This window comes from Streptomyces flaveolus (assembly GCF_000716535.1).
Taxonomy (GTDB): domain Bacteria; phylum Actinomycetota; class Actinomycetes; order Streptomycetales; family Streptomycetaceae; genus Streptomyces; species Streptomyces flaveolus_A.
In genome coordinates this window covers 20268-45458 of record NZ_JNWV01000027.1, presented here as the reverse complement: position 1 = coordinate 45458, position 25191 = coordinate 20268, and the positions used below count along the sequence as shown (strand labels likewise).

25 protein-coding genes are annotated in these 25191 nt (G+C 71.8%); 16 read left to right on the top strand and 9 right to left on the bottom strand.

Annotated elements, in window-relative coordinates; genetic code table 11:
• Positions 1-56: 56 nt before the first annotated feature.
• Both OO52_RS27780 and OO52_RS27775 read right to left on the bottom strand, forming a co-directional pair.
• The gene (locus tag OO52_RS27780; RefSeq protein ID WP_030654830.1) at positions 57-509 is read right to left on the bottom strand and encodes an FMN-binding protein; all 453 of its coding nucleotides are present in this window, start codon (positions 507-509) and stop codon (positions 57-59) included.
• 28 nt (positions 510-537) lie between these two features.
• Entirely contained in the window at positions 538-1896 is a 1359-nt protein-coding gene (locus OO52_RS27775) for a ferredoxin reductase family protein (RefSeq protein ID WP_030654833.1), read from the bottom strand.
• 156 nt (positions 1897-2052) lie between these two features.
• On the opposite strand from OO52_RS27775, the gene OO52_RS27770 reads away from it, so the two are divergent.
• Together OO52_RS27770 and OO52_RS27765 are read left to right on the top strand one after the other, a co-directional pair.
• Positions 2053-2793, top strand: coding sequence for a response regulator transcription factor (locus OO52_RS27770; protein WP_030654836.1), 741 nt, complete (start codon positions 2053-2055; stop codon positions 2791-2793).
• Positions 2790-4256 carry a sensor histidine kinase gene (locus OO52_RS27765; RefSeq protein ID WP_030654837.1) on the top strand — a complete coding sequence of 489 codons (1467 nt, stop codon included), beginning with the start codon at positions 2790-2792 and terminating at the stop codon, positions 4254-4256. The genes OO52_RS27770 and OO52_RS27765 overlap by 4 nt, the downstream gene beginning before the upstream one ends.
• Positions 4257-4276: 20 nt before the next feature.
• On the opposite strand, the gene OO52_RS27760 is transcribed toward OO52_RS27765, so the two are convergent.
• From OO52_RS27760 to OO52_RS27750, 3 genes are all read right to left on the bottom strand, one after another.
• Positions 4277-4981, bottom strand: coding sequence for a L,D-transpeptidase family protein (locus OO52_RS27760; RefSeq protein WP_030654839.1), 705 nt, complete (start codon positions 4979-4981; stop codon positions 4277-4279).
• Positions 4982-4984: 3 nt separating this feature from the next.
• Positions 4985-5572, bottom strand: a complete 588-nt coding sequence (locus OO52_RS27755) for a pyridoxamine 5'-phosphate oxidase family protein (RefSeq protein ID WP_030654841.1) — start codon at positions 5570-5572, stop codon at positions 4985-4987.
• Between the two features lie 122 nt (positions 5573-5694).
• Positions 5695-6561, bottom strand: a complete 867-nt coding sequence (locus tag OO52_RS27750; protein ID WP_030654843.1) for a hypothetical protein — start codon at positions 6559-6561, stop codon at positions 5695-5697.
• 171 nt (positions 6562-6732) lie between these two features.
• On the opposite strand from OO52_RS27750, the gene OO52_RS27745 reads away from it, so the two are divergent.
• From OO52_RS27745 to OO52_RS27725, 5 genes are all read left to right on the top strand, one after another.
• Positions 6733-7926 (top strand): argininosuccinate synthase, encoded by a 1194-nt coding sequence (locus tag OO52_RS27745; protein ID WP_030654845.1) that lies wholly within the window; start codon positions 6733-6735, stop codon positions 7924-7926.
• 102 nt (positions 7927-8028) lie between these two features.
• Positions 8029-9462 carry an argininosuccinate lyase gene (argH, locus tag OO52_RS27740; RefSeq protein ID WP_030654846.1) on the top strand — a complete coding sequence of 478 codons (1434 nt, stop codon included), beginning with the start codon at positions 8029-8031 and terminating at the stop codon, positions 9460-9462.
• A 152-nt stretch (positions 9463-9614) separates the two neighbouring features.
• Positions 9615-10586 (top strand): aldo/keto reductase, encoded by a 972-nt coding sequence (locus OO52_RS27735; RefSeq protein WP_030654848.1) that lies wholly within the window; start codon positions 9615-9617, stop codon positions 10584-10586.
• Between the two features lie 83 nt (positions 10587-10669).
• On the top strand, positions 10670-11221 hold the full coding sequence (locus OO52_RS27730; protein WP_030654851.1) for a TetR/AcrR family transcriptional regulator: 552 nt from the start codon (positions 10670-10672) through the stop codon (positions 11219-11221).
• On the top strand, positions 11218-12741 hold the full coding sequence (locus OO52_RS27725) for an MFS transporter (protein WP_030654855.1): 1524 nt from the start codon (positions 11218-11220) through the stop codon (positions 12739-12741). Before OO52_RS27730 ends, OO52_RS27725 begins: the two co-directional genes overlap by 4 nt.
• A gap of 70 nt (positions 12742-12811) precedes the next feature.
• On the opposite strand, the gene OO52_RS27720 is transcribed toward OO52_RS27725, so the two are convergent.
• Positions 12812-14449: a multicopper oxidase family protein gene (locus OO52_RS27720; RefSeq protein ID WP_030654857.1), complete on the bottom strand. Its 1638-nt coding sequence runs from the start codon at positions 14447-14449 to the stop codon at positions 12812-12814.
• Between the two features lie 123 nt (positions 14450-14572).
• Entirely contained in the window at positions 14573-15262 is a 690-nt protein-coding gene (locus OO52_RS27715; protein ID WP_078629573.1) for a lysophospholipid acyltransferase family protein, read from the bottom strand.
• A gap of 329 nt (positions 15263-15591) precedes the next feature.
• On the opposite strand from OO52_RS27715, the gene OO52_RS27710 reads away from it, so the two are divergent.
• The 3 genes from OO52_RS27710 to OO52_RS27700 all read left to right on the top strand — a co-directional run bounded on the left by OO52_RS27710 (position 15592) and on the right by OO52_RS27700 (position 17938).
• A complete protein-coding gene (locus OO52_RS27710) occupies positions 15592-16767 on the top strand; it encodes a glycerophosphodiester phosphodiesterase (protein WP_030654863.1) in 1176 nt (391 codons plus the stop codon).
• 121 nt (positions 16768-16888) lie between these two features.
• Positions 16889-17395, top strand: a complete 507-nt coding sequence (locus OO52_RS27705) for a sigma-70 family RNA polymerase sigma factor (RefSeq protein WP_030654865.1) — start codon at positions 16889-16891, stop codon at positions 17393-17395.
• Positions 17396-17440: 45 nt separating this feature from the next.
• Positions 17441-17938: a GNAT family N-acetyltransferase gene (locus OO52_RS27700; RefSeq protein ID WP_030654869.1), complete on the top strand. Its 498-nt coding sequence runs from the start codon at positions 17441-17443 to the stop codon at positions 17936-17938.
• Between the two features lie 23 nt (positions 17939-17961).
• On the opposite strand, the gene OO52_RS27695 is transcribed toward OO52_RS27700, so the two are convergent.
• Together OO52_RS27695 and OO52_RS27690 are read right to left on the bottom strand one after the other, a co-directional pair.
• Positions 17962-18381, bottom strand: coding sequence for a hypothetical protein (locus tag OO52_RS27695; RefSeq protein ID WP_030654872.1), 420 nt, complete (start codon positions 18379-18381; stop codon positions 17962-17964).
• A 1-nt stretch (position 18382) separates the two neighbouring features.
• Positions 18383-18742 carry a hypothetical protein gene (locus OO52_RS27690; RefSeq protein ID WP_030654875.1) on the bottom strand — a complete coding sequence of 120 codons (360 nt, stop codon included), beginning with the start codon at positions 18740-18742 and terminating at the stop codon, positions 18383-18385.
• A 585-nt stretch (positions 18743-19327) separates the two neighbouring features.
• Here OO52_RS27690 and OO52_RS27685 point away from each other — a divergent pair.
• From OO52_RS27685 to cbiE, 6 genes are all read left to right on the top strand, one after another.
• Positions 19328-20362 carry a methionine ABC transporter ATP-binding protein gene (locus OO52_RS27685; RefSeq protein WP_030654878.1) on the top strand — a complete coding sequence of 345 codons (1035 nt, stop codon included), beginning with the start codon at positions 19328-19330 and terminating at the stop codon, positions 20360-20362.
• Positions 20359-21096, top strand: coding sequence for a methionine ABC transporter permease (locus tag OO52_RS27680; RefSeq protein WP_030654881.1), 738 nt, complete (start codon positions 20359-20361; stop codon positions 21094-21096). Before OO52_RS27685 ends, OO52_RS27680 begins: the two co-directional genes overlap by 4 nt.
• A gap of 120 nt (positions 21097-21216) precedes the next feature.
• Positions 21217-22047: a MetQ/NlpA family ABC transporter substrate-binding protein gene (locus OO52_RS27675; RefSeq protein WP_030654883.1), complete on the top strand. Its 831-nt coding sequence runs from the start codon at positions 21217-21219 to the stop codon at positions 22045-22047.
• A gap of 20 nt (positions 22048-22067) precedes the next feature.
• A complete protein-coding gene (locus OO52_RS27670) occupies positions 22068-22889 on the top strand; it encodes a MetQ/NlpA family ABC transporter substrate-binding protein (RefSeq protein ID WP_030654885.1) in 822 nt (273 codons plus the stop codon).
• A 161-nt stretch (positions 22890-23050) separates the two neighbouring features.
• Positions 23051-23689, top strand: a complete 639-nt coding sequence (locus tag OO52_RS27665; protein WP_030654888.1) for a GNAT family N-acetyltransferase — start codon at positions 23051-23053, stop codon at positions 23687-23689.
• A 91-nt stretch (positions 23690-23780) separates the two neighbouring features.
• Complete coding sequence (gene cbiE, locus OO52_RS27660) at positions 23781-25004, top strand: precorrin-6y C5,15-methyltransferase (decarboxylating) subunit CbiE (RefSeq protein ID WP_030654891.1); 1224 nt, start codon at positions 23781-23783, stop codon at positions 25002-25004.
• Positions 25005-25191: the final 187 nt, after the last annotated feature.

Below are 25191 nucleotides of genomic sequence, written 5' to 3'. Positions count from 1 at the left end.
TCCTCCGTGGGGACTTGACCCTTGGCCCACAGATACGTGCCACAGGGCGGGAGTGTTCAGAGCCCCGCCGAGTCCAGCGCGGACTGGAGTGACTGCCGGTAACCGTCACTGGTGTACGTCGCTCCCGACACCGTGTCGATCTCCGCGCTCTGCGCCGCCAGCGCCTCGCGCCGCAGTTGGGGCAGGGCGTAGCTGTTGATCTCCTCGTCGCGCGGGTTGTCCTGCGGGTAGGCGACGGCCGTGACGTCGGTGAGCCGGCCGTCCCGCACGGTGACGCGTACCTGGACCGGGCCCCAGCGGGTCTGCGCGGTGTCCCCGGTGGCCGTCCTGGTCCCGGAGGCGGAGCCGGGCGCCGAACTGCTTGACGCGGCGTGGGACTTGGCGCTCGCCGTCGCCACCGTGGGCGCCGTGTGCGGCTTCAGCGCCAGCAGCAGCACCATCCCGGAGACGGTGGCGGCGCTCGCCAGCACGATCCGGCGCAGGGGACGATTCTTGTTCAACGCGTGCATGTCCGGCCCTTCTGGCGTCTGTGACGGCTCACAGCTCGAACGACTCGTGATGGATACGGCGGTCCGCCACCCCGGCCCCCCGCAGCGCCCGGTACACGTCCTGGGCGAAGCCGTGCGGCCCGCAGAGGAAGACGTCGAGGTCGTCGAGGCCGGGGAAGGTGGCGCGCAGGGAGTCCGCCGTCAGGGGCGGGCGCTCCCCGCCCGGACCGTTGAGCGCGTACAGCACCCGCCCGCCGCGCCAGCGGGCGATCGCCTCCAGCTCGCCGCCGAGCGCCAGGTCCTCGGCGGAGCGCGCCCGGTACAGCAGGGTGACCTCGCCGGGCAGTGTCTCGAACAGCGCCCGCAGCGGGGTGATGCCGACGCCGGCCGCGATCAGCAGGGTGCGCCGGCCGGTGGCCCGGTCGGCGGTCAGGGCGCCGTACGGGCCCTCCGCCCACACCCGGGTACCGGGACGCAGCAGGGCCACGGCCGCGCTGTGGTCGCCGAGCGCCTTGACCGTGATGCGCAGCAGGTCCGGGCGCGGCGGCGCCGACAGGGAGTACGGCGTCGACGTCCGGCGCATGCCCTCGGCGAGGAACCGCCAGCGGAAGAACTCGCCCGGCCGCGCCCCCAGTTCGTCCAGGCGGCGCCCTCGTACGACGACCGAGTACACACCCGGCGCCTCCCTGTGGACCGACTCCACGCGCAGGCGGTGACGCAGGTTGAGCCGTACCGGGGCGAGGATCCGGAACCACAGCACCAGGCCCGCCACGCCCAGGTACAGCGCGTACCAGGCGGCGGTCGCGACCGGCTCGCCGTTGAACTCGTCGCCGAGGGCGAGCTGGTGCCCGAAGGCGAGGAATACCGCCGCGTACGTCAGCAGGTGCATGTAGTACCAGAACTCGTGGCTCGTCCGGCGGCGCACGGCCCGCGCCGACGTCACGCCGACCGCGAGGAGGATCACCGTGCCGGCGGTGGCCTTGAGCATCTCCGGGTAGTCGAGGACGACGGTCACCGCCTCGCGCCCCAGGGAGGCCCGGTCCTGGGCGGCGTACCCGGCGAGGATCAGCACGACGTGCGCGAGCAGCAGGCACACGGTGTACCGGCCGGCCAGCGCGTGCCAGCGCGCCACCCGGTCCGAGCCGACGCGCCGCTCCAGCAGCGGCACCCGCGCCATCAGGCCGACCAGCACCGCGCAGGCGTACCCGCACAGCAGTCCGGCGATCCGCCCGGCCCCCGTCAGCCACCCGGCCGCCCCGACCACGGACCCGGTGTCCGCCCACCAGAGCGCGAGTACGGCCGCCGCCCCCACCCACAGCAGGGCCAGCACGGGCCCGGCGGGGGAGCGCCGCGCGGTCACGGGCAGCGGCGGGGCCGGAGCCGCCCGCCGCGCATCCACGGTGGTCATCTGATGTCGCCATCCTTTCGTCCGTCGGCCAGCCCACTGTGCGGGGCGAAGCTCTGAGACAGCTCTGAGCGGGGCCCCGGCCGGACGGACTCAAAGGAAACTCAGAGGTTCCCGGGACGCCGGGACCGCTTCGGACCGGCGATGCTGGAAGGCGCGATGAACACCACCCGCTCCGGCCGCCCCGCCCTCACCCGCCCCGACGGCACCCCGCTGCGCGTCCTCGTCGTCGACGACGACCCCGACCTCGCGGAGGTGCTCACCGGAGCCCTGCGCTACGAGCGCTGGGAGGTGCGCGCGGCCGGCGACGGCGCCGCCGCCGTCGCCGCCGCGCGGGAGCTGCTGCCCGACGCCGTCGTCCTCGACGTGATGCTCCCGGACACCGACGGCTTCGCCGTGCTGCGCCGCCTGCACGAGGTGAAGCCCGATGTGTGCGTGCTCTTCCTGACCGCCCGGGACGCGGTCGAGGACCGCATCGCCGGGATCACCGCGGGCGGCGACGACTACGTCACCAAGCCCTTCAGCCTGGAGGAGGTCGTCGCGCGGCTGCGCGGCCTGCTGCGCCGGGCCGGCATGGCCCGCACGCAGGAGGAGGGCCCGCGGCTGGTCGTCGGCGATCTGGTGATGGACGAGGACGCCCGCGAGGTCACCCGGGCCGGCGAGCTGATAGAACTCTCGCCGACCGAGTTCGAACTCCTCCGCTTCCTCATGCGCAACCCGCGCCGCGTGCTCAGCAAGGCGCAGATCCTCGACCGGGTCTGGTCCTACGACTTCGGCGGCCGGGCCCATGTCGTCGAGCTGTACATCTCCTACCTGCGCAAGAAGGTCGACGCGGGCCGCGAGCCCATGATCCACACCATGCGCGGCGCCGGGTACGTCCTGAAGCCGGTGACCAGGTGACCCGGCTCGGCCCCCGCACCCTCCGGACCCGGCTCACCGTGGGGCTGGTGACGCTGCTGGCGGTGAGCTGCGCGGCCGTCGGCCTGGCCGCGGTCGTGGAACTGAACGGCTTCCTCACCCAGCGCCTGGACGAACAGCTCACCCAGGTCGGCACCCGCTTCCCGGAGAGCCTGGAACACGACGGCCGGCTGCCCCACGACCGCGACGACCACGACGGCGACGAACAGGGCGACACCCGCCGCATGGCCACCGGCACGTTCGGCGCCCGTCTGCTGAACGGCGAGGTCACCCACAAGGGGCTGATCCGCTCCGGCGACCCCGCCGCCGACCTGGACGTGGACCTGACCGCGCGGGACGCCGAGCGGCTGGCCCGGGTTCCGGCCGACGGCAGGCCGCACACCGTCGACCTGTCCGCCCTGGACGACTACCGGGTCGTCGCCTCGCCCGGCCGGGACGGGGACGTGCTGCTCGTCGGCCTCCCCCTGGAGCCGGTCCAGGCGACGGTCCACCGGCTGGAACTGGTGGCGGGCGTCGTCTTCGGCCTGGCCCTGGTCGTCACGGGCGTGGCCGGAGCCTGCTGGGTGCGCTGGTCGCTACGACCGCTCAGCCGGGTCGCCGCCACCGCCACCCGGGTCAGCGAACTGCCGCTGGCCAGCGGGGAGGTCGCGCTGCCGCCACGGGCGCCGGACACCGACCCGCACGGCGAGGTCGGCCAGGTGGCCACGGCCTTCAACCGCATGCTCGGCCACGTGGAGGACGCGCTCACCAAGCGGCACGCCGTGGAGGAGCGGCTGCGCCGCTTCGCCGCCGACGCCAGCCACGAACTGCGCACCCCGGTCGCATCGGTCCGCGGCCACGCCGAACTGGCCCTCCTGCACCCCGGCCCAGTGCCACCGGAGGTGACCCGTGCCCTGCGCCGCATCACGGCCGAGTCCGCGCGCATGGGCGACATGGTCGACGACCTCCTCCTCCTGGCCCGCCTCGACGCGGGCCGCCCGCTGGAACGCCGGCCGGTGGACCTGACCCGCCTGGTCCTGGACGCGGTGACGGACGCCCGCGCCGCCGGCCCCGCCCACCGCTGGACCCTGGACCTGCCCGAGGAACCGGTGACGGTGCCGGGCGACGCCCACCGCCTCCACCAGGCGCTCGCCAACCTGCTGGCCAACGCGCGCCTGCACACACCGGCCGGCACGAAGGTGACGATCACCCTGGAGGCCGACGCGGAACAGGCCACCCTCTCGGTCCACGACGACGGCCCCGGCGTCCCGGAGGACGTCCGGCCCACCGTCTTCGAACGCTTCACCCGGGCGGAACACCGCCGCCGGGCCGACGCCTCCGGCGGGGGAGCGGGCCTGGGCCTGTCGATCGTGGCGGCGGTGACGGAGGCGCACGGGGGGAGCGTGGAGCTGGAGAGCCGGCCGGGGGCGACGACGTTCACGGTGATCCTGCCCACGGCACCCTGAGGGGCCCGTCACCGAGCGCTTCAGTAGCGGCTGACCGCCGTCGCCCCCTTCTCCGTGCCGATCGCGATGTGCGGCCTCGCCGCCGGGTCGGTCCAGGTGAGGATCCGGCGCATGGCGTCCTCCGGCACCGACACGCACCCGGCCGTCGCCGCCCGGCCGTTGACGTGCAGGAAGATCCCGGCTCCGCGTCCCCGTACGGGGCGGTCGTAGTTGAAGGCGATGACGAGGCCGTGCGCGTACTGGGTGCCGTAGTCGATCAGGTGCTCGGCCTCGGCGGCGCGGCAGTCGGCGGGGAGCGGGTCGACCCAGCGGTTGTAGGAGCGCGAGTCGTTGTCCTGGCACCACCAGGAACTCTTGCGGACCGGACGGTACGTGACCTGTGTGCCGGCCGGCGCGGCCTTGATCCCGAAGCCGAACGGGAGGCCGTACAGCCCGGTCGGGGTCGAGTTCGTGCCCTGCTCGCGGGTGGCGCCGTCGACCAGCCCACCCGCTCCGAACCTGGCCGGTGCGGAGCCGGCCCGGACCCACTGGCCGTCCCGCAGGTCCCACCAGCTCACCGTGCCCGTCGTGGCCTTGGTGTCCGGGGCCTGGGCGACGATCAGCTGGCGGCCGCCGCCCGTGTCCGCCATCCCCGCGGGCAGCGGCACCGGGCCGCGGCCGGGCGCGGCGCCGAGCAGGGCGAGGGCGGAGGCGGAGACGAGGGCGAGGACCACACCGGGGCGCATGGCTCAGACGGTAGAGGGCGGCAGCGGCAACGGCAGCCCGGGTAGGCCGTCCAGGCTAGTCGCGATGTGCTCCTTCTTCTCGAAGTACGCGCTCAGCGAGGCGTCGTCCTCGCGGGCGAAGCGCCTGCCGTGCACGTCGCGGTCCTCCTCGTACGCCATGTGGGGCACGGCGTATCCGCAGCTGTCCCGGACCAGTTCGGCGCGGACGACGATGACCGCGCGCAGCCCGTGCGGGCTCGGGTCGATGTCCGGGAAGTGGGTGAGCAGTTCCGGGAAGCGCGGGTCGTCGCGGAAGACGGGCTCGCCCCGGCCGTGCACGCGCACGATGTTCGGCGGGCCCTGGAAGGCGCACCACATCAGCGTGATCCGCCCGTTCTCCCTGAGGTGCGCGACGGTCTCGGCGTTGGACCCGGCGAAGTCCAGGTAGGCGACGGTGAGTTCGTCGAGCACGGCGAAGGAGCCCTTGAGGCCCTTGGGGGAGAGGTTGACCGTGCCGTCGCCGGAGAGCGGGGCGGTCGCGGTGAAGAAGAGGGGCTGCTCCTCGATGAACGTGCGCAGCCTGCCGTCTATGCGCTCATAGGTCTTTCCCATGACTGCGAGTATCGGCGGAAGTTCTTCGGCCGTCTAAGTAATTGGCGGATCCGGCACAGGGGGGGCGCCGTGGCCGCCCCGGCCGGCGCTTCCCACGGGGCGGCCACGGCTTGCCTGTCACCTCACTGGGTGAGGGTGCAGGCGGCCAGCGAGTCCAGGCCCGTGGGCCTGGCGGAGGTGCGGCCGATGGCGATGGCGATGCGGTCGATGGTCGAGGCGCGCTTGCCCTTCAGCGGGCCGAGGATCGCGTTGTCGACGAAGTTGGGGCCGCCCTGGCCGACGGTGTCGGCCAGCCGGGTGTTGGCCTCCTTGATCTGGGTCTGGAGGAGGGTGAGGTTCCGGTCGACCTCGGCCTTCGCGGAGGCGGGGACGGCGGGCAGCTTCGAAGCGATGTCGGGGCAGGTGATCGTCCCCGCCCCGGTGTTCCCGCCGGTCGCGCCGCCCCCGCCCGCCGCCGCACCGCCCCCGCCCGCCGTGCCGGCGCCCGGCTGCTGGCTCGCCGGGGCGTCCGGGGCGGCGCCGGTGGATGCCCCGCCGCCGTTCGCGTTCAGGGTGCAGGGCGCCAGCGCGTCCAGCCCGGCCGGCTTGGCCGCCGTACGCCCGATCGCCGTGGCGATGCGGTTGACGGTGGCCACGCGCTTGTCCTTCAGCGGTCCCAGGATCGCGTTGTTGACGAAGTTGGGGCCGCCTTGGCCGACGGTGTCGGCCAGCCGGGTGTTGGCCTCGTTGATCTGGGTCTGGAGGAGGGCCAGATTGCGGTCGACCTCGGCCTTCGCGGAGGCGGGGACGGCGGGCAGCTTCGAGGCGACGTCGGGGCAGGTGATCGTCCCGGGGCTCGCCAGGGTGCGGGCACCGGTCGCGCCGTCGCTCTCGGCGGGGGTGCCGGCGAGGGCGGAGCCGGCGATCACCGCGCCGGACAGCACCACGGCCGCGGCGCCGCCGATGATCGCCACGCGGCGCTTGTCGTACTTCGGAAGAGCCCTGGACATGCGAATGCCTCACTCGGGTCGGGAGTGTCGTCGTCGGACGAACGCGGCGCCTGCGTTCGGCGAGGAGTACGAGAAAGCGGTTGCACGCGTTCAACCGAAAGGGAGATTGACGAATCATGCAGAGTTCTGCATACTCATGCATGTCAGCGAATGCACTGTGAGGAGAAACCCGTGACCGAGCGCGTCGTACTCGCCTACTCAGGCGGTCTGGACACCTCCGTCGCCATCGGCTGGATCGCCGAGGAGACGGGCGCCGAGGTCATCGCCGTTGCGGTCGACGTCGGCCAGGGCGGCGAGGACCTGGACGTCATCCGCAAGCGCGCCCTCGCGTGCGGCGCCGTCGAGGCCGAGGTCGCGGACGCCAAGGACGAGTTCGCCGACGAGTACTGCCTCCCGGCGATCAAAACCAACGCCCTCTACATGGACCGCTACCCGCTGGTCTCCGCGCTGTCCCGGCCGACGATCGTCAAGCACCTCGTCGCCGCCGCCAAGAAGCACGGCGCCACCACGGTCGCCCACGGCTGCACCGGCAAGGGCAACGACCAGGTCCGCTTCGAGGCCGGCATCGTCGCCCTCGCCCCCGACCTCAAGTGCATCGCCCCGGTCCGTGACTACGCCATGACCCGGGACAAGGCGATCGCCTTCTGCGAGGAGAAGCAGCTCCCGATCGCCACCACCAAGAAGTCCCCGTACTCCATCGACCAGAACGTCTTCGGACGCGCGGTCGAGACGGGCTTCCTGGAGGACATCTGGAACGCCCCGATCGAGGACATCTACGAGTACACCTCCAACCCGGCCGTCGCGCGCGAGGCCGACGAGGTGGTCATCAGCTTCAAGGAGGGCGTCCCGGTCGCCATCGACGGCAAGCCCGTCACCGTCCTGCAGGCCATCCAGCAGCTCAACGAGCGCGCCGGCGCCCAGGGCATCGGCCGGATCGACATGGTCGAGGACCGCCTCGTCGGCATCAAGTCCCGCGAGGTGTACGAGGCCCCGGGCGCGATCGCCCTGATCACCGCCCACCAGGAGCTGGAGAACGTCACCGTCGAGCGTGAACTCGCCCGCTACAAGCGGCAGGTCGAGCAGCGCTGGGGCGAACTGGTCTACGACGGCCAGTGGTTCTCCCCGCTCAAGCGCGCCCTGGACGGCTTCATCAACGAGGCCAACCAGCACGTCACCGGCGACATCCGGATGACCCTGCACGGCGGCCGTGCCGTCGTCACCGGCCGGCGCTCGACGGAGTCCCTGTACGACTTCAACCTCGCGACCTACGACACGGGCGACACGTTCGACCAGTCGGCGGCCAAGGGCTTCATCGACATCTACAGCCTGTCGTCGAAGATCGCGGCCAAGCGCGACCTCGCCTGACGCCGTACGGGTCACCTCACCCGCAACCGCCTGACAGCCGCCTCCCCGCCTGGAAGTGTGGGGAGGCGGTGGCACATCCGTACCTTCCCTAGGAGCAACGCAGTGAGCAGCAACAGCGGTGACGTACGGCTCTGGGGCGGCCGTTTCGCCGACGGTCCGGCCGAGGCCCTGGCGAAGCTGTCCGCGTCCGTCCACTTCGACTGGCGGCTCGCCCCCTACGACATCGCCGGATCGCGCGCCCACGCGCGCGTGCTGCACACGGCGGGACTCCTCACCGAGGACGAGCTCCGGCGCATGCTCGCCGGACTCGACGAGCTGGAAGCCGACGTGGCCGCCGGCACCTTCACGGGCACGATCGCGGACGAGGACGTGCACACCGCCCTGGAGCGCGGCCTGCTGGAGCGCCTCGGCCCCGACCTCGGCGGCAAGCTCCGCGCCGGCCGGTCCCGCAACGACCAGGTCGCCACGCTCTTCCGGATGTACCTGCGCGACCACGCCCGGATCATCGGCGGCCTGATCGCCGACCTCCAGGACGCCCTGATCGGCCTCGCCGAGGCCCACCCCGACGTGGCGATGCCCGGCCGCACCCACCTCCAGCACGCCCAGCCGGTGCTCTTCGCCCACCACGTCCTGGCCCACGTCCAGTCCTTGTCCCGGGACGCCGAGCGGCTGCGCCAGTGGGACGAGCGCACGGCCGTCTCGCCGTACGGCTCCGGCGCCCTCGCCGGTTCCTCCCTCGGCCTGGACCCGGAGGCCGTCGCCAAGGACCTCGGCTTCGAACGCGGCAGCGTCGGCAACTCCATCGACGGCACGGCCTCCCGTGACTTCGTCGCCGAGTTCGCCTTCATCACCGCGATGATCGGCGTCAACCTCTCCCGGATCGCCGAGGAGATCATCATCTGGAACACGAAGGAGTTCTCCTTCGTCACCCTGCACGACGCGTTCTCCACGGGCTCGTCGATCATGCCGCAGAAGAAGAACCCGGACATCGCCGAGCTGGCCCGGGGCAAGTCCGGCCGCCTGATCGGCAACCTTACCGGGCTCCTGGCCACCCTGAAGGCCCTGCCCCTCGCGTACAACCGCGACCTCCAGGAGGACAAGGAGCCGGTCTTCGACTCCTGCGACCAGCTCGAGGTGCTGCTCCCCGCCTTCACCGGCATGGTCGCCACCCTCACCGTCCACCGCGAGCGCATGGAGGAACTGGCCCCGGCCGGCTTCTCCCTCGCCACCGACATCGCCGAGTGGCTGGTCAAGCAGGGCGTGCCGTTCCGCGTCGCGCACGAGGTCGCGGGGGAGTGCGTCAAGGTCGCCGAGGCGGAGGGCAAGGAGCTGGACGACCTCACGGACGAGCAGTTCGCGAAGATCTCCGCGCACCTCACTCCGGATGTCCGCTCCGTCCTCAACGTCCCGGGCGCCCTCGCCTCCCGCGACGGGCGTGGCGGTACGGCCCCGAGCGCGGTCGCGGTCCAGCTCGCGGAGGTCAAGGCGGACGTGGCGGCTCAGCACGCGTGGGCGGCGGCCAAGGAGAAGCGGTAGGGAGCGCCCCCTGGCCGGCGCGGGGAACGGCGCGGGGAACCGCGGCGCACCCGCACTCGCCGGGACATCGCACCGACCGAGTCCTGAGGCGAAGGTCATCAAGGGTTACGTTGGTCGCGAGCCCCACCGGAGCCGACCGAACGGAGCCCGCGATGCCCTTCGCGCGACTGGCCACAGCGACCACCCCCACCTGCCACATCGGACTGGGCCTGGCCGCAGTGGGTCGCCCCGGCTACATCAATCTCGGCCGCGACGAGGACCTCGGCGAGAACCGCAGCGTCGAAGCGCTGCGCACCCGGACCCACGAACTCCTCGACGCCGCCTACGCCCAGGGCGTCCGCTACTTCGACGCCGCCCGCTCCTACGGCCGCTCCGAGGAGTTCCTCGCCGACTGGCTGAACGCCCACCCCGAGGCCGACGACGTGGTCGTCGGCAGCAAGTGGGGCTACACCTACACGGCCGGCTGGTCCACCGACGCCGAGCGGCACGAGGTAAAGGACCACAGCCTCGCCACCTACGAACGGCAGCGCGCCGAGACCGACGCCCTGCTCGGCGACCGGCTCGACCTCTACCAGATCCACTCGGTGACCCCGGACAGCCCGGCCCTCACCGACAAGGACCTGCACGCCAGGCTGGCGGAAGCCGCCGCCCAGGGCCTCACCGTCGGCTTCTCCACCAGTGGCCCCGCCCAGGCCGACGCCATCCGCGCCGCCCTCGCGGTCACGGTCGACGGCGAACCCCTCTTCCGTACCGTGCAGTCGACGTACAACGCCCTGGAGACGTCGGCCGGGCCCGCCCTCGCCGAGGCGCACGACGCCGGGCTCACCGTGATCGTCAAGGAGGGCATGGCGAACGGCCGGCTGGCCGAGCCGCACGCCCCGGACGCGCTGAAGGCCGTGGCCGCCGCGACCGGAATGGGCTGCGACGCGGTCGCCCTCGCCTGGATCCTGCGCCGGCCCTGGGCCGGAGTCGTCCTCTCCGGCGCCGCGACCGTCCCGCAGCTCGTCTCCAACCTGCACGCCCCCGCCGTCGACCTCGACGAGGACCAGCTGACGCGCCTCGACGCGCTGGCGGAGGACCCGCGCGCCTACTGGGAGCGCCGCGGACAGCTGCCCTGGCACTGACGAGCACCCGCCCGGACCGGCACCGACGAGACGACCGTGCCCAGTGTGAGACATCAATGTCTCACATGGGCTACTGTTGTCTCATGGCCCTCGATCGTGACCACGTGCTGCGCAGTGCCGCCGCCCTGCTGACCCGCAAGTCCACCGCGACCATGGACGAGGTCGCCAAGGCCGCCGGGATCAGCCGGGCCACGCTGCACCGCCACTTCGCCGGCCGGGACGCGCTCGTCCGGGCGCTGGAGCAGCTCGGCATCGCGGAGTGCGAGGGCGCGCTGGACCGGGCCAGGCCGGAGGAGGGGTCCGCCGCCGAGGCCGTCCGCAGGCTCGTCCGCGAGATCCAGCCGGCCGCCGGACTGCTCGCGTTCCTCTACGGCGAGAACCAGCTGTGGGAGGGCGACCGGCAGAACGAGGGCTGGCAGCGCCTGGACGCCCGGATAGGCGCCCTTTTCCAGCGCGGACAGCGCGACGGCGAGTTCCGCATCGACCTCAGCCCGGTCTGGCTCACGGAGGCGCTGTACGGGCTGATCGCCTCCTGCGCCTGGGCCACCCTGGACGGCCGTGTGGCCTCCCGGGACTTCCCGACCATGATCGCCGAGCTGTTGCTCGGCGGCGCCCTGCGAAGAGAGGAAGCATGACCAGCACCCTGCGGCCGGCCGACGCGACCGAGGCGGTGAAGCGCCCGGGCCGCTGGCTCGCGCTGTCCGTCCTCGTCCTGGCCGTGCTGCTGGTGGCCGTCGACGCCACCGTCCTCGGCCTGGCGACCCCCTACATCAGCGAAGACCTGAACCCCTCCGGCACCCAGCTGCTGTGGATCGGCGACGTCTACTCCTTCGTCATCGCCGGTCTGCTGGTCTCCATGGGCAGCCTCGGCGACCGCATCGGCCGCAAGCGGATCCTGCTGTGCGGGGCCACGGCGTTCGGCGCGCTGTCCGTGCTGGGCGCCTACGCGACGACACCGGAACTGATGATCCTGGCCCGGGCGCTGCTCGGCGTCGCCGGAGCGACCCTGATGCCCGCCACCCTGGCCCTGATCCGCAACATCTTCCACGACCCGCGCGAGCGCAGCCTCGCCGTCGGCGTCTGGGGCGCCACCGCCTCCGCCGGTACGGCCGTCGGCCCGATCGTCGGCGGACTCCTCCTCGAGCACTTCTGGTGGGGGTCGGTCTTCCTGATCAACCTGCCGGTGATGGCGGTCCTGGTGCTGGTCGGCATCCGCACCCTGCCCGAGTCCCGCAACCCCGACCCGGGGCCCTGGGACCTGAGCAGCGTCCTGCTCTCGCTGGTCGGCATGATCGCCCTGGTCTACGCGGTCAAGGAGGCCGCCACGCACGGCCTCACCGGGACGACCCTCGGCACCGCCCTGCTGGGCGCGGCGGCCCTGTACGGCTTCGTCCACCGTCAGCTGACCATGCCGGTCCCGCTGCTGGACATGCGGCTGTTCCGGCGCCGTGGCTTCAGCGGAGCGGTCCTCGCCGACCTGCTGACCGTCCTCGGCATGTCGGGCCTGGTGTTCTTCCTCTCCCAGTACCTGCAACTCGTCCAGGGCCGACGCCCGTTCGAGGCCGGACTTGCGGAACTTCCCGCGGCGGTGGGCGCGGTGACGGCCGGTCTGTTCGCGGGCCGCGCCGCCCGGCGCTTCTCGGTCCGCGCGGTGGTCTCCGGCGGCCTGGCCGCGGTCGGCATCGCCCTGGCCGCGCTGACGACGCTCGGCGCGTCCACCGGCTACCCGGTCCTCGGCGCCGCCCTGCTGGTCGTGGGCGTCGGCGCGGGCTTCTCCTTCACGGTGACCGCCGACGTCATCCTCTCCAGCGTCCCCAAGGACCAGGCGGGCGCGGCCTCGGCGGTGTCCGAGACGGCGTACGAACTGGGCGCCGCCCTGGGCATCGCGCTGCTGGGGTCCATCGTGACCGGCGTCTACCGCGGCTTCACGGGCCCGTCCGGCACCCCGGCCGGCGCCCACGAGTCCCTGGGCGCGGCGGTGGAGGCGGCGGCGCACCTCTCCCCGCCCCAGGCGGCGGCCCTGCTGGACGCGGCCCGGGACAGCTTCGTCCACGGCCTCCACCTGGCCTCCGGAGCGGGAGCGGCGGTCCTCCTGACGGCGTCGGCGGCGGCGTGGTTCCTGCTGAACGACCAGACGCTGGAAGGCGCAGGGTGATCCGGCCGACCAGGAGCGCGACGAGCCGCGGCGCGGCCGCCCCCGCAACACGTCCGGACCACCCCGCGACTCAGCGCTTGTAACCCAGCACCGTCATCATCCCGCTCTCCGAGTGGTACTGGTTGTGACAGTGCAGCATCCACAGCCCCGGATTGTCGGCGTCGAAGTCGATCACCAGCTTCCGGTGCGGCAGCACCATCGCGGTGTCCTTGCGCGCGCCCACGGAATCCAGGCCCGTCATCGAGAACGTGTGTCCGTGCAGATGCATCGGATGCCACATGCCCGTGGCGTTGATGAGGGTGAGCCGCACCCGCTCACCGGCGCGGACCGGGTGGCGCTGCTGCGGGGAGTAGGGCTTGTGGTCGAACCCCCAGTCGAACTTCTGCATGGTGCCGGTGATCCTGATGCGGATCTCCCGGTCGGGGTCCCGGTCGGCGAGGGCCACGGAGTCGTCGGGCAGGAGACGGCGCGCGGGCAGGGTGTTGCCGTCGAGTTCGTCGGGGTGGACGTCGGCCGGGGGAAGGTTCTTGCTCCCCTTGCCGGTGCGCAGGACGGCGACGGCCCTGCCCTTCTTCCCCTCGGGCAGTGCGACCAGGGGGAAGACCCCGTCCCGGGCGGTGATCAGCACGTCGTACCGCTCCGCCATGCCGACGAGGAGTGCGTCGGTCCTCTTGTGCTTCACGGGATAGCCGTCGGTGTGGGTGACGGTCATCGCGTGGTCGCCCAGCGCGACCCGGAAGGCGGTCTCGGAACCGGCGTTGATGATGCGCAGCCGCACCCGGTCGCCGGGGCGGCAGCGGAACACCGACGGGTTGTCGGGCAGGCGCCCGTTGACCAGGTAGTACGGGTAGGCGACGCTGCCGCCCTCGCCGTGCAGCATGCGGCTGTGGGAGTCGTGCAGCACCCGGTTGGGGCCCGTGGACTTCCCCGCGGACTTCTTGGACGCCGACGCGTGCGCGTCCGACCGGTGAGCGCTCGGGCCACCGTGGCCGGGCCCCATGGCCATGCTCCCCATGTCCATGGCGCCGCCGGGCTTGAGCTGGCTCAGGACGCCCTCGGGCGTGGAGCCCTCGACGCCGTCGAGCCAGTCGTCCAGGACCACGACCCACTCCTTGTCGTAGGCGAGGGGCTCCTTGGGGTCGTCGACGATGAGCGGCGCGTACAGTGCCCGGTCCGGCTGCATGCCCACGTGCGAGTGGAGCAGGTAGGTGCCGGGATGCTCGGCGACGAAGCGGTAGCGGAAGTCGGTCCCGGGGTGGATGGCCCGCTGGGTCAGGTCCGGCACGCCGTCCATGTCGCAGCGCAGCCGCACCCCGTGGGAGTGCAGCGTGGTCGTGGCGGGCAGCCGGTTGGCGAGCGTCAGGTCGAGCACGTCACCGGCCGTGACCCGCACCAGCGGGCCCGGTACCTCCTCGTTGTACGCCCAGGTGCGGACGGCCCGCCCGCCCAGGTCCAGCTTGGCCTCGGCGGCGGTGAAGCTGAAGGTGCGTTCGCGGCCGGACCCGCGTTTCCGCTCGGCGGCCAGCACTTCCGGATCCGACGGGTTGACGTACCCCCGGGGTCCGGCCGGGACGAACTTCTCCCCGCCGTTCATGTGTTGGGGGCCGGAACTGGGCTCGGAACCGGAGCTGGTGCAGGCTGCCAGGAGTCCCGCGCCGGCGACGGCGATCGGGGTACGGAGCAGAGTACGCCGAGAAGGTTTGGACATGTCTGAATCAGACATGTTGTGTGGTCATATGGCCGCCTGATACGGCCGAATGCCCGATGTGTCGGCGGCAGATTCCACCGGCAGGCGGACGCAAGCGGGTGCCACGCCGGTCCGTCAGAGGGTTTAGGCGGCCTTGGCCTTCGTGGCGTACATGTCCACGTACTCCTGCCCGGACAGCCGCATCACCTCGGCCATCACCGAGTCCGTCACCGCCCGCAGCACGTACCGGTCCCGGTCCATGCCGTCGTACCGCGAGAACTCCATGGGCTCGCCGAACCGGACGGTGACCCGGCCGGGCCGCGGGATGCCCCGGCCGCCGGGCTGGAGCTTGTCCGTGCCGATCATGGCGAACGGCACCACCGGAGCGCCGGTCATCAGGGTGAGGCGGGCGATACCGGTACGGCCCCGGTACAGGCGCCCGTCGGGCGACCGCGTGCCCTCCGGGTAGATCCCGAAGATCTTGCCCTCCTCCAGGATCCGCCGTCCGGTCATCAGCGCGGCGACCCCGCCGCTCGCCCCGTCCCGGTCCACCGGGATCATGCCGACGCCGGTGAAGAACCACGCCATCAGCCGGCCCTTGACGCCCTTGCCGGTGACGTACTCGTCCTTGCCGATGAAGAACACCTGCCGCTTGGTGACCAGGGGCAGCACGATCGAGTCGATGAACGTGAGGTGATTACCGGCCAGAATCACCGGGCCGTCCCCGGGGATGTGCTCCACGCCCTCCACCTGTGGGCGGAACATCAGGCGCATGATCGGTCCGAGCACTGCCTTGATGAGCGCGAAGCGGGACAACGGGTCCTCCGATGTCAAAGGGGGCGATATGAGTCTGTGCAGGTGAGGACATTACTCGCGGCGCCGGGCCGTGCGCACATCGGGGACGCGCGGTTCACCGAGGTCTTACGAACTGTTGACGCGGGTTTACCTGCGGTGGCGCGCGGAGGACGGCGGGTAACGGCCTTGCGACGGTGTGACGGACATCGCGCCGGCCGGGGGGCGGCCGCCTCCGACGGCCCGTCACCTTCCGCCGTTCGCAGGACATCCGACCGCACCCGGGTGTTCGGACCGGGGCCTCCCTCTCGTCATGTGCACGCCCCTACGATCGGGCCGCACCGACGGACGAAGGCGGCAGGAGGGTGCTCATGGACAGCGACCAGGCGAACGAGCAGACGCGGGGAACGGGACGGCGGGCGCTCCTCGGCGCCGCGGTGCTCGGCGCGGGCGGAGCGGTCCTCGGACTGTCCGGCACGGCCCGGGCGGCCGAGGCCCGGACGGCCGGACACGGGGGCGGCGGGCTGAAGAGCCTGCCGGTGCCGACGATCATCGGCCACCGGGGTGCCAGCGGCTACCGCCCCGAACACACCTTCGGCTCGTACGAGCTGGCCCTGGACCTGGGCGCCGACGTGGTCGAGGCGGGCGACCTGGTGCCCACCAAGGACGGTCACCTGGTCTGCCGGCACGAGCCGGAGATCGGCGGCACGACGGACGTCGCCTCCCACCCGGAGTTCGCCGACCGCAGGACCACCAAGGTGCTCGACGGGGTCCCCACCACCGGCTGGTTCACCGAGGACTTCACGCTCGCCGAGCTGAAGACGCTGCGCGCCGTCGAGCGCATCCCGGCCAACCGGCCGCACAACACCCTCTACAACGGCCGCTGGGAGATCCCCACCTTCGAAGAGGTCCTGCGGTGGCAGGACGAGCAGACCCGCAAGCGCGGCAAGCAGGTCTGGATCTACCCCGAGACCAAGCACCCCACCTACTTCCGCAAGCTGGGCCTCGGCCTGGAGGAGCGGGTGGCCAAGCTCCTGCGCAAGTACGGCAAGGACGGCCGGAACTCCCCGGTCATCCTCCAGTCCTTCGAGCCCACCAGCATCGAGCGGCTGAACCGGCTGGTCGACAACCCGCTCGTCGTCCTGCTCTCCTCGGCGAACAGCCGCCCGTACGACTTCGTCGAGGCGAACGACCCGCGTACGGTCGCCGACCTCGTCACGCCCAAGGGCCTGCGCGAGATCGCCGGTTACGCCCAGGGCATCGGCCCGACGCTGGACCTGATCATCCCGAAGAAGGCGGACGGCACGCTGGCCGAGCCGACCACGCTGGTCTCCGACGCGCACAAGGTCGGCCTGATCCTGCACCCGTACACGATGCGCAACGAGAACCCCTTCCTGCCGGCCGAGTACCGCAAGGGCACCGCGGCCGACGCCTACGGCGATGTCTTCGGCGCATTCAAGACGTACCTCGCGACCGGGATCGACGGCGTCTTCACCGACAACGCCGACACCGGACTGCTGGCCCGCGCCGACTTCCTGAAGGACTGACGGCCCGTCCGGACGTCCCTTGGCGCCCTGGCCGTCAACCGCAGCACCTCCCGGCACTCCGTTCGGGCTGACTGCACGCCGCCCCGGCAACCCGCCGCCGGGGCGGCTCGTCGTTCCGCATATGACGCACGACCTGGTAGCCGCGCTGCATCCCCTGCTCACCGCCGAGGCCTCCGCCGAGGCATATGCCGGGGGAGGCGAACCGGGCGACCTGGAGCAGGCCGTCTGGCTCCGGCTCCTGGAGCGGCTGGAGACCGACGGGCCGCCGCCGGACCCGCACGGCTGGCTGCGCAAGGCCGTCCGCGCCGAGGCCCGCCGCACCCGCCGCACCGTCCGCCTTGAACGGCCGTACGGCACCGACCCGGCCGACGACCTCCGGCCCGGGCCGGAACAGCACGTCCTGACCGCCGCCCGCTACCGCGCCCTGCGGGACGCGGTCCGCCGCCTGCCCGGCCGCTGCCCCCGTCTGATCGAGGCGCTGCTCTCGCCGAAGGACCTCACCTACCGGGAGATCGCGGGGGAGTTGGGTATCTCACAGGGCAGTCTCGGCCCGGAACGTTCCCGATGTCTGGGATGTCTGCGCCGATTGCTCACGCCGGAGGTTGCGGCGTGCGAAGCGCGGGGATAGGAGTGGGGGACGACAGATGATCAGGTGAGCGGGAGGCATGCGCACATGGGCATGAGCGTGACCATCTCGGTGGCGACCGAACAGGACGCGGAGCAGATCTTCCGGCTCCAGTACCTGTGCTTCCAGAGCGAGGCGGCGCTGTACGGCAACTACCGCATCGACCCGCTCGTGCAGAGCCTGGAATCAGTCCGTCAGGAGGTCGCGGCCGACTGCGTCTTCGTCGCCCGGCTCGGCGACGAGGTGGTCGGCTCGGTGCGCGGCAAGGTCACCGAGGACGGCGCCGCGGCCATCGGCAAGCTCTGCGTCCACCCCCGCCTCCAGGGCCACGGCATCGGCGCGAGGCTGCTGCGCACGGCCGAGGCCGCGCTGGCGGACGAGCGCGGCGCCACCAGGTTCCGCCTCTTCACCGGCCACCGCAGCGAGGGCAACCTCCGGCTGTACCGCCGGTCCGGCTACGAGACGGTCGGCCGGGCCAAGGGCGCCGACGGCGTGGAGATGATCATCCTGGAGAAGCAGGCGGGCGCGTACGCGCAGACGGCGTGAGGCGAGGCGCCCGCCGACAGCCCTCAGGCACCCCGCAGGGCGGGCGCCTTCCGCAACCAGTACATCGCGGAGAGCGGCAGGAGCACGGGAATGAAGACGTACCCCATCCCGTACTTCGACCACACCGTCGCGTCCGGGAACGCGGACGGCTCGATCAAGGTCCACGTACCGACGATCAGCACGCCCGCGAGCTCCGCCGCACAGCACACCAGTGCCGCCCGGCGCGCCGTCTCCCCGCCGCGCACCAGCGTGTACGTGATGAACCCGTAGACCACGCCGGCCACGGCGGACAGGGAGTACGCGAGCGGCGCCCGGTCGAACTCCGTGGAGATCTGGTAGGCGGACCGCGACACCGCGCCGACCACCATCACGCCGTAGAACCAGACGAGCAGCATGCCCGGCCCGCTGATCAAACGGGCCGGCTTCTCCTGTGCCGCCGTCACCTCAGCCTCCCCAGATGTCGAAGAGCCGCACTTCCAGCACGGCCAGCACCACACCGCCGGCGGCCACCGTCACCGAACCCCAGCGGGTCCGCTCGGCCAGCGACATGAAGCCCGCCGCCGGAACGCACGCGAACGCGCCCAGCAGATAGGCCACGAAGATCGTCGTGCCCTGCTCCGGCTTCTCGCCCCGCGCCAGCTGCACGACCCCGATCACCAGCTGGACCAGGGCCAGCAGCGACACCACGGCCATGCCGATGAAGTGCCAGTCCTTCGTCGGCTGGTCGCGATACGCGGCCCAGCCGCACCAGGCGGCGAGCAACAGCGCGGCGACCCCGGTCACCAGCGTCAGGGCATTGAGCATGCCGTGACCTTATTACGGCGGAAACAGCCCATCGCCGCCGCCCCCGCCGTACGCGGCGGGGTCCCGCCCGCCCGGTGCCGGAAGGCAGTGGCCCGGCCCGTCGCGGCCGGCGTGACCACCGTGGCATTGGCCACAGCCCACCGGGCGGCCGGGCCGGACGCCGACCTGGTGCAGAGGCCCCCTCGGCCTTGTCCGCGCTGGTGAAGGGCGGGAGAGCGCAGGTCACCGAGGGTGGCCGGGCATCCCGTCACCCCTGTCCGCGGCTGTCCACCATGCGGACAGAGGCGGCGGGTCAGGACCGTTCGTCTGCTTTACTTCTCACATGACCACGACGAGCTGCCGCACCTTTGCGACCGAGGCGACCCTGACGCCCGGTGCTCGTTGTATGTGTCGCCTGATGTGTCGAATGTGCGCCTTCTAGAGGGCCCCCGCATCAGCTGAGCCTCGCGCCCCGAAGCGAGACCCGTGGCATGTCCGTGCGCCGTAGGCCGTACGAGACGCACATCCATCTCCCCATGCCGGAACCGCATGCACCCGTGCCCGGGCACACCCACGCCCGCGCACTCGACAGTGACGGAAACCCACGTGATCACCACCTCGGGCCTGACCAAGGTCTACCGCTCCCGCGGCCGTGAGGTCACCGCCCTCGACGGCGTCGATCTTCACGTCCGCGAAGGCGAGGTCTACGGCGTCATCGGCCAGTCCGGCGCCGGAAAGTCCTCGCTCATCCGCTGCGTCAACCTGCTGGAGCGCCCCACCTCCGGCACCGTGACCGTCGCCGGGCAGGACCTCACCGCCCTGGCCGGGCGCGGCCCGCGCGCCGGCCGGGAACTGCGCCGGGCCCGCAGCCGGATCGGCATGGTCTTCCAGCACTTCAACCTGCTGTCCTCGCGGACCGTGCAGGACAACGTCGAACTGCCGCTGGAGATCCTCGGCCAGTCCGGCCGGACCCGCTCCCGCAAGGCGCTGGAGCTGCTCGACCTGGTCGGCCTCGCCGACAAGGCGAAGGCCTACCCCGCCCAGCTCTCCGGCGGCCAGAAGCAGCGCGTCGGCATCGCCCGCGCCCTCGCCGGCGACCCCAAGGTCCTGCTCTCCGACGAGGCCACCAGCGCCCTCGACCCGGAGACCACCCGCTCCATCCTCCAGCTGCTGCGCGACCTGAACCGGCAGCTCGGCCTGACCGTCCTGCTCATCACCCACGAGATGGACGTGGTGAAGTCGATCTGCGACTCCGCCGCCCTGATGGAGAAGGGCCGGATCGTGGAGTCCGGCACGGTCAGCGAGCTGCTGGCCACCCCGGGCTCGGAGCTGGCCGCCGCGCTGTTCCCCGTCGGCGGCGAGGCCACCGGCACCGACCGGACCGTCCTCGACATCACCTTCCACGGCGAGGCCGCCACCCAGCCCGTCATCTCCCAGCTCTCGCGCACCTACAACATCGACATATCGATCCTCGGCGCCGCCATCGACACCGTCGGCGGCCTCCAGATCGGCCGCATGCGCATCGAACTGCCCGGCCGCTACGAGGACAACGTGGTGCCGGTCGGCTTCCTGCGCGAACAGGGCCTGCAGATCGACGTGGTGGGCCAGGAGGCCCTGCTGGTGAAGGAAGGTGCCAAGTGACCTGGTCCGAGATGCAGCCGCTGCTGTCCCAGGCGTGTTCCGAGACGCTCACGATGGTGCTCTGGTCCACCCTGATCGCCGTCGCGGCCGGCCTCCCGCTGGGCCTCCTCCTCGTCGTCACCGACCGGGGCGGCCTGGTCCAGAACGTCGTCGCCAACAAGGTGGTCGGCCAGGTCGTGAACATCGGCCGGTCCATGCCGTTCATCATCCTGATGGTCGCGCTGATGAGCTTCACCCGCTGGGTCACCGGCACGACCATCGGCACCACCGCCGCGATCGTGCCGCTCGCCATCGGCGGCATCCCCTTCTTCGCCCGCCTGGTCGAGACGGCCGTCCGCGAAGTGGACCACGGCCTGGTCGAGGCGGTGCAGTCCATGGGCGGCAACACCTGGACGGTCGTCCGCAAGGTCCTGATCCCCGAGGCCCTGCCCTCGCTGATCGCCTCCACCACGACCACGCTCATCGCCCTCATCGGCTACTCCGCCATGGCCGGCACCGTCGGCGGCGGCGGCCTCGGCGACCTCGCCGTCCGCTACGGCTACCAGCGCTTCGAGACCGAGCTCATGTGGATCACCGTCGCGGTCCTCGCCGTCGCCATCTCCCTCATCCAGTTCGCCGGCGACTTCGCGGCCCGCACCCTGCACAGCCGGGGCGGCCGGTCGGGCCCGGCGCCCAAGCTCCGCCTGCTGAAGGCCCAGGAGCCGGCGGCGGCCGACGTCAGCAAGGTCGCCTGAGCTTCCGCAGAGTTCCCCGTTCGCCCACCCGTCACCCGACCACCACCCCTCAACGACGGCGCTTCGCGCCGACAGCCCCTGAATCCGGGGTCGCACCACCCTTAAGGAAAGGCACTTTTCGTGCGTAACACCGCCAAGTTCACCACCGCCGTCCTCGCCGCCGGAGCCGTCACCTTCGGGCTCACCGCCTGCGGCTCGGACAAGGACTCCGCCTCCTCCGACTACAGCGGCCCGCTCGTCGTCGCCGCGAGCCCGACCCCGCACGCCGAGATCCTGAACTTCGTCAAGGACAAGCTGGCGAAGAAGGCGGGCCTCGACCTGGAGGTCAAGGAGTTCACCGACTACATCACGCCGAACACGGCGACCGAGGACGGTTCGGTGGACGCCAACTACTTCCAGAACCAGCCGTACCTCGACGACTTCAACAAGAAGCGCGGCACCCACATCGCGCCCGTCGTCACGGTGCACCTGGAGCCGCTCGGCCTGTACTCCCACAAGGTCAAGAAGGCCGACGCCCTCAAGAGCGGTGCGACCATCGCCGTCCCGAACGACGCCGTCAACGAGGCCCGCGCCCTGAAGCTGCTCGCCGCCAACGGGCTCATCACCCTCAAGGACGGCGTCGGCACCGAGGCGACCCCGCAGGACATCACCAAGAACCCCAAGGACCTCAAGTTCAAGGAGGTCGAGGCGGCCCAGACCGCGCGCTCCCTGGACGACGTGGACGCGGCCGTGATCAACGGCAACTACGCCATCTCCGCCGGCATCAAGCCCGCCCAGGACGCCCTGGTCCTGGAGTCCGCGAAGAACAGCCCGTACGGCAACTTCCTCGCGGTCAAGGAGGGCAACGAGAAGGACCCGCGCGTGAAGAAGCTCGCCAAGCTCCTCACCTCGCCCGAGGTCAAGAAGTTCATCGAGGACAAGTACCAGGGCTCGGTCATCCCGTCCTTCTGAGCCCCGAGGGGACCGAACCGATGCGCATGTCCGTCATCGCCGTCGCGGCCCTGGCCCTCGGCCTGACCGCCTGCGGCTCCGGCACGGACTCCGGCAAGGGCGGTGGCGAGGACGACACCCTCGTCGTCGGCGCCACCGCCGTCCCGGCCGGCGAGGTGCTCACCTACGTCAAGGACCACCTCGCCGCCAAGGCCGGCCTGAAGCTGGAGATCAAGGAGTTCACGGACTACGTCCTGCCGAACACCGCCCTCCAGGAGGGCGAGCTGGACGCGAACCTCTACCAGAACCAGCCCTACCTGGACGACTTCAACAAGTCCAAGGGCACCGACCTCGTCCCCGTGGTCAAGCCCTACCTGCCGCCCATGGGCGTCTACTCCCACAAGGCGAAGAAGGTCACCGAGCTCGCCGACGGAGCCACCGTCGCCGTGCCGAACGACATCACCAACGAGGGCCGCGCCCTCAAGCTGCTGGCCGCGGGCGGCGTCATCGGACTGAAGGCCGGCGCCGGCACCGACGCGTCCCCCGCGGACGTCACGTCCAACCCCCGGCACCTGAAGTTCCGGGAGCTGGAAGCCGCGCAGCTGCCCCGCTCGCTCGACGACGTGGACGCCGCGGTCGTCAACAACAACTACGCCCAGGACGCGGGCCTCAGCCCCACCAGGGACGCGGTCCTCCTGGAGTCGGCGAAGGACAACCCCTACGCCAACCTCCTCGCCGTGAAGCGCGGCGACGAGGACGACCCACGGGTGAAGAAGCTCGCGAAGCTGCTCCTCTCGCCCGAGGTGCGGACGTTCATCCAGGACAAGTACCACGGGTCCGTCCTGCCGGCGACCGGCGGCTGACGGCGCGCACACGGCGTTTCGCGACGCACGGGGTCCACTCCCTCACCGGGTGTGGACCCCGTCGTGCGGTTCAGTGGTTTCATGCTGCATGCTGGGCAGTTCAGCAGACCTGACGGTCCTGACGGTCTTTCGAGGAACTTCCGAAGGTTACGGAGCGGCGCATGACGAGCACCTTCCCCAACATCTCCATCAGCACGGAGCGGTTGGTGCTGCGTCCCCTCGACGAGGACGACGTGCCCGCCCTGGCCGACATGATGAACGACGAGCAGGTCGTCGCCTGGACCACCGTCCCCCACCCCTACACCGAGGCCGACGCCCACCGGTGGATCACCCGCGTCGCCCCGGACGAACGCACCGAGGGCCGCGGCATAGTCCTCGCCGTCACCGAGTTCCTCACCCAGAGGCTCGTCGGCATCGTCCACCTCAGGAACACGGACTGGCGCGTCCGCGCCAGCCAGATCGCCTACGTCATCGCCCCCTGGGCGCGCGGCGAGGGCTACGCCTCCGAAGCCGTCCTCGCCACCGCCCAGTGGCTCTTCCACGACCAGAAGTTCGAACGGCTCGAACTGCGCACCGCCGCCGACAACACCGCCTCCCAGCAGGTGGCCCAGAAGATCGGCTGCATCAGCGAGGGCGTCCTGCGCAACGCCTGGATAGCCCGCGCCAGGACCGAGGACGGTGCCTGGACCGAGGTGCGCACGGACGTCATCGTCTGGAGCCTGCTCCCGGAGGACCTCGCCGGGGTCGGCGAGCAGCTGGCCGACACCGGGGGTTTCACGTCGTACTCGGACTGGAACTGAGCCTTCCGAGCTTCACCAGGTACCCTCACGGAGCCCGCCCCGGGCATTCCCCCCTCGAAGACCTGCGCAGAACCACGGGAGACTGACGACGATGGCCGACCGGGTCACGGTGATCGGCTGGGACGGCTCGCCGCTGACCGACGCGGGACGGGCCGCCCTCGGCGCCGCCACCCTCGTGGCCGGCGCCGCCCACCACCTGGCGCTGCCCGAGGTCCCGCCCACCGCCGAACGCGTCCGCCTCGGCAGCCTCGCCCTGGCCGCCCGCCGCATCGCCGCCCACCGCGGCACCGCGGTCGTACTCGCCGACGGCGACCCCGGCTTCTTCGGTGTGGTCCGAACCCTGCGCGCGCCGGAGTTCGGCCTGGAGGTCGAGGTCGTCCCCGCCGTCTCCTCCGTCGCCGCCGCCTTCGCCCGCGCCGGCATGCCCTGGGACGACGCCCAGGTCGTCGTCGCCCACCCGCGCACCCTGCGCCGGGCCGTGAACGTGTGCCGCGCCCACACCAAGGTCGCCGTCCTCACCTCGCCGGGCGCCGGCCCCGCCGAACTCGGCCTCCTCCTGGAGGGCGTGCACCGCACCTTCGTCATCTGCGAGGAACTGGGCACCGAACGCGAACAGGTCAGCGTCGTCACCTCCGACAAGGCCGCCGACCACAGCTGGCGCGACCCCAACGTCGTCATCGTCATCGGCGGACCGGCCGCCGCGCAGGAGGGCGGCGGCTGGATCGCCGGACGCGACCCCGGCGCCGGCCCGCGCGGCTGGGTGCAGCCCGACCAGAGCTACGACGCAGGACCGGCCGGCGGTCTCGGCGAGGGCGAGACCCAACTGCTGCGCGCCGCCCAACTCGCGCGCCTCGGGCCCCGCGTCGGCGACCTCGTCTGGGACATCGGCTGCGGCAGCGGCGCGTTCGCCGCCGAGGCCGCGCGCGCCGGCGCGGCCGTCATCGCCGTCGACCACGACCCGGCTGCCTGCGCCCGCACCGAGAGTGCCGCGCGCCGCTTCGGCGTCCAGCTCCAGATCGTGCACGGCAGCGCCCCGCACGTCCTCGAAAACCTTCACGAACCGGACGTCGTACGGGTCGGTGGCGGGGGACCGGCCGTCGTCTCCGCGGTCGCCGACCGGCGCCCGCAGCGCATCGTCACGCACGCCGCCACCCGGGACGCCGCCGAACGCGTCGGCCGCGACCTGGCCGAGCACGGATACCGGGTCGAGTGCGCCCTGCTCCAGTCCGTCGAACTCGACACCCGGGCCTGGACCGAGACCGAGCGGAACGTTGCGTTCCTGCTCACCGGGGTGCTTCCGGACCGCGCCCCGTGATCCTGTTGTCGTACCGCGCGCGGTAGGCTGGCCGATCGTTGTACCGCACCGGTGGGCCGAACTTCGTTCACCAATGTCCGGAACGCGCGCCCGTTTTGGGGTGGGTGTGGTACGGCGGAACCGGAGGACGCGCAACGTGGCGCAGTCCACAGCGGGCTGTCGCGGATCTTGCTGTCGCGACGGTGCG

What these genes read in the sequence shown, in the direction of transcription:
- OO52_RS27760 (WP_030654839.1), bottom strand. Translation starts at nt 4,981, where the DNA reads ATGCGCCCCGGTGTGGTCCTCGCCCTCGTCTCCGCCTCCGCCCTCGCC.
- OO52_RS27725 (WP_030654855.1), top strand. Translation starts at nt 11,218, where the DNA reads ATGACCAGCACCCTGCGGCCGGCCGACGCGACCGAGGCGGTGAAGCGC.
- OO52_RS27670 (WP_030654885.1), top strand. Translation starts at nt 22,068, where the DNA reads ATGCGCATGTCCGTCATCGCCGTCGCGGCCCTGGCCCTCGGCCTGACC.
- OO52_RS27710 (WP_030654863.1), top strand. Translation starts at nt 15,592, where the DNA reads ATGGACAGCGACCAGGCGAACGAGCAGACGCGGGGAACGGGACGGCGG.
- OO52_RS27780 (WP_030654830.1), bottom strand. Translation starts at nt 509, where the DNA reads ATGCACGCGTTGAACAAGAATCGTCCCCTGCGCCGGATCGTGCTGGCG.
- OO52_RS27665 (WP_030654888.1), top strand. Translation starts at nt 23,051, where the DNA reads ATGACGAGCACCTTCCCCAACATCTCCATCAGCACGGAGCGGTTGGTG.
- cbiE (WP_030654891.1), top strand. Translation starts at nt 23,781, where the DNA reads ATGGCCGACCGGGTCACGGTGATCGGCTGGGACGGCTCGCCGCTGACC.
- OO52_RS27755 (WP_030654841.1), bottom strand. Translation starts at nt 5,572, where the DNA reads ATGGGAAAGACCTATGAGCGCATAGACGGCAGGCTGCGCACGTTCATC.
- OO52_RS27770 (WP_030654836.1), top strand. Translation starts at nt 2,053, where the DNA reads ATGAACACCACCCGCTCCGGCCGCCCCGCCCTCACCCGCCCCGACGGC.
- OO52_RS27735 (WP_030654848.1), top strand. Translation starts at nt 9,615, where the DNA reads ATGCCCTTCGCGCGACTGGCCACAGCGACCACCCCCACCTGCCACATC.
- OO52_RS27705 (WP_030654865.1), top strand. Translation starts at nt 16,889, where the DNA reads ATGACGCACGACCTGGTAGCCGCGCTGCATCCCCTGCTCACCGCCGAG.
- OO52_RS27720 (WP_030654857.1), bottom strand. Translation starts at nt 14,449, where the DNA reads ATGTCCAAACCTTCTCGGCGTACTCTGCTCCGTACCCCGATCGCCGTC.
- OO52_RS27750 (WP_030654843.1), bottom strand. Translation starts at nt 6,561, where the DNA reads ATGTCCAGGGCTCTTCCGAAGTACGACAAGCGCCGCGTGGCGATCATC.
- OO52_RS27730 (WP_030654851.1), top strand. Translation starts at nt 10,670, where the DNA reads ATGGCCCTCGATCGTGACCACGTGCTGCGCAGTGCCGCCGCCCTGCTG.
- OO52_RS27700 (WP_030654869.1), top strand. Translation starts at nt 17,441, where the DNA reads ATGGGCATGAGCGTGACCATCTCGGTGGCGACCGAACAGGACGCGGAG.
- OO52_RS27775 (WP_030654833.1), bottom strand. Translation starts at nt 1,896, where the DNA reads ATGACCACCGTGGATGCGCGGCGGGCGGCTCCGGCCCCGCCGCTGCCC.
- OO52_RS27690 (WP_030654875.1), bottom strand. Translation starts at nt 18,742, where the DNA reads ATGCTCAATGCCCTGACGCTGGTGACCGGGGTCGCCGCGCTGTTGCTC.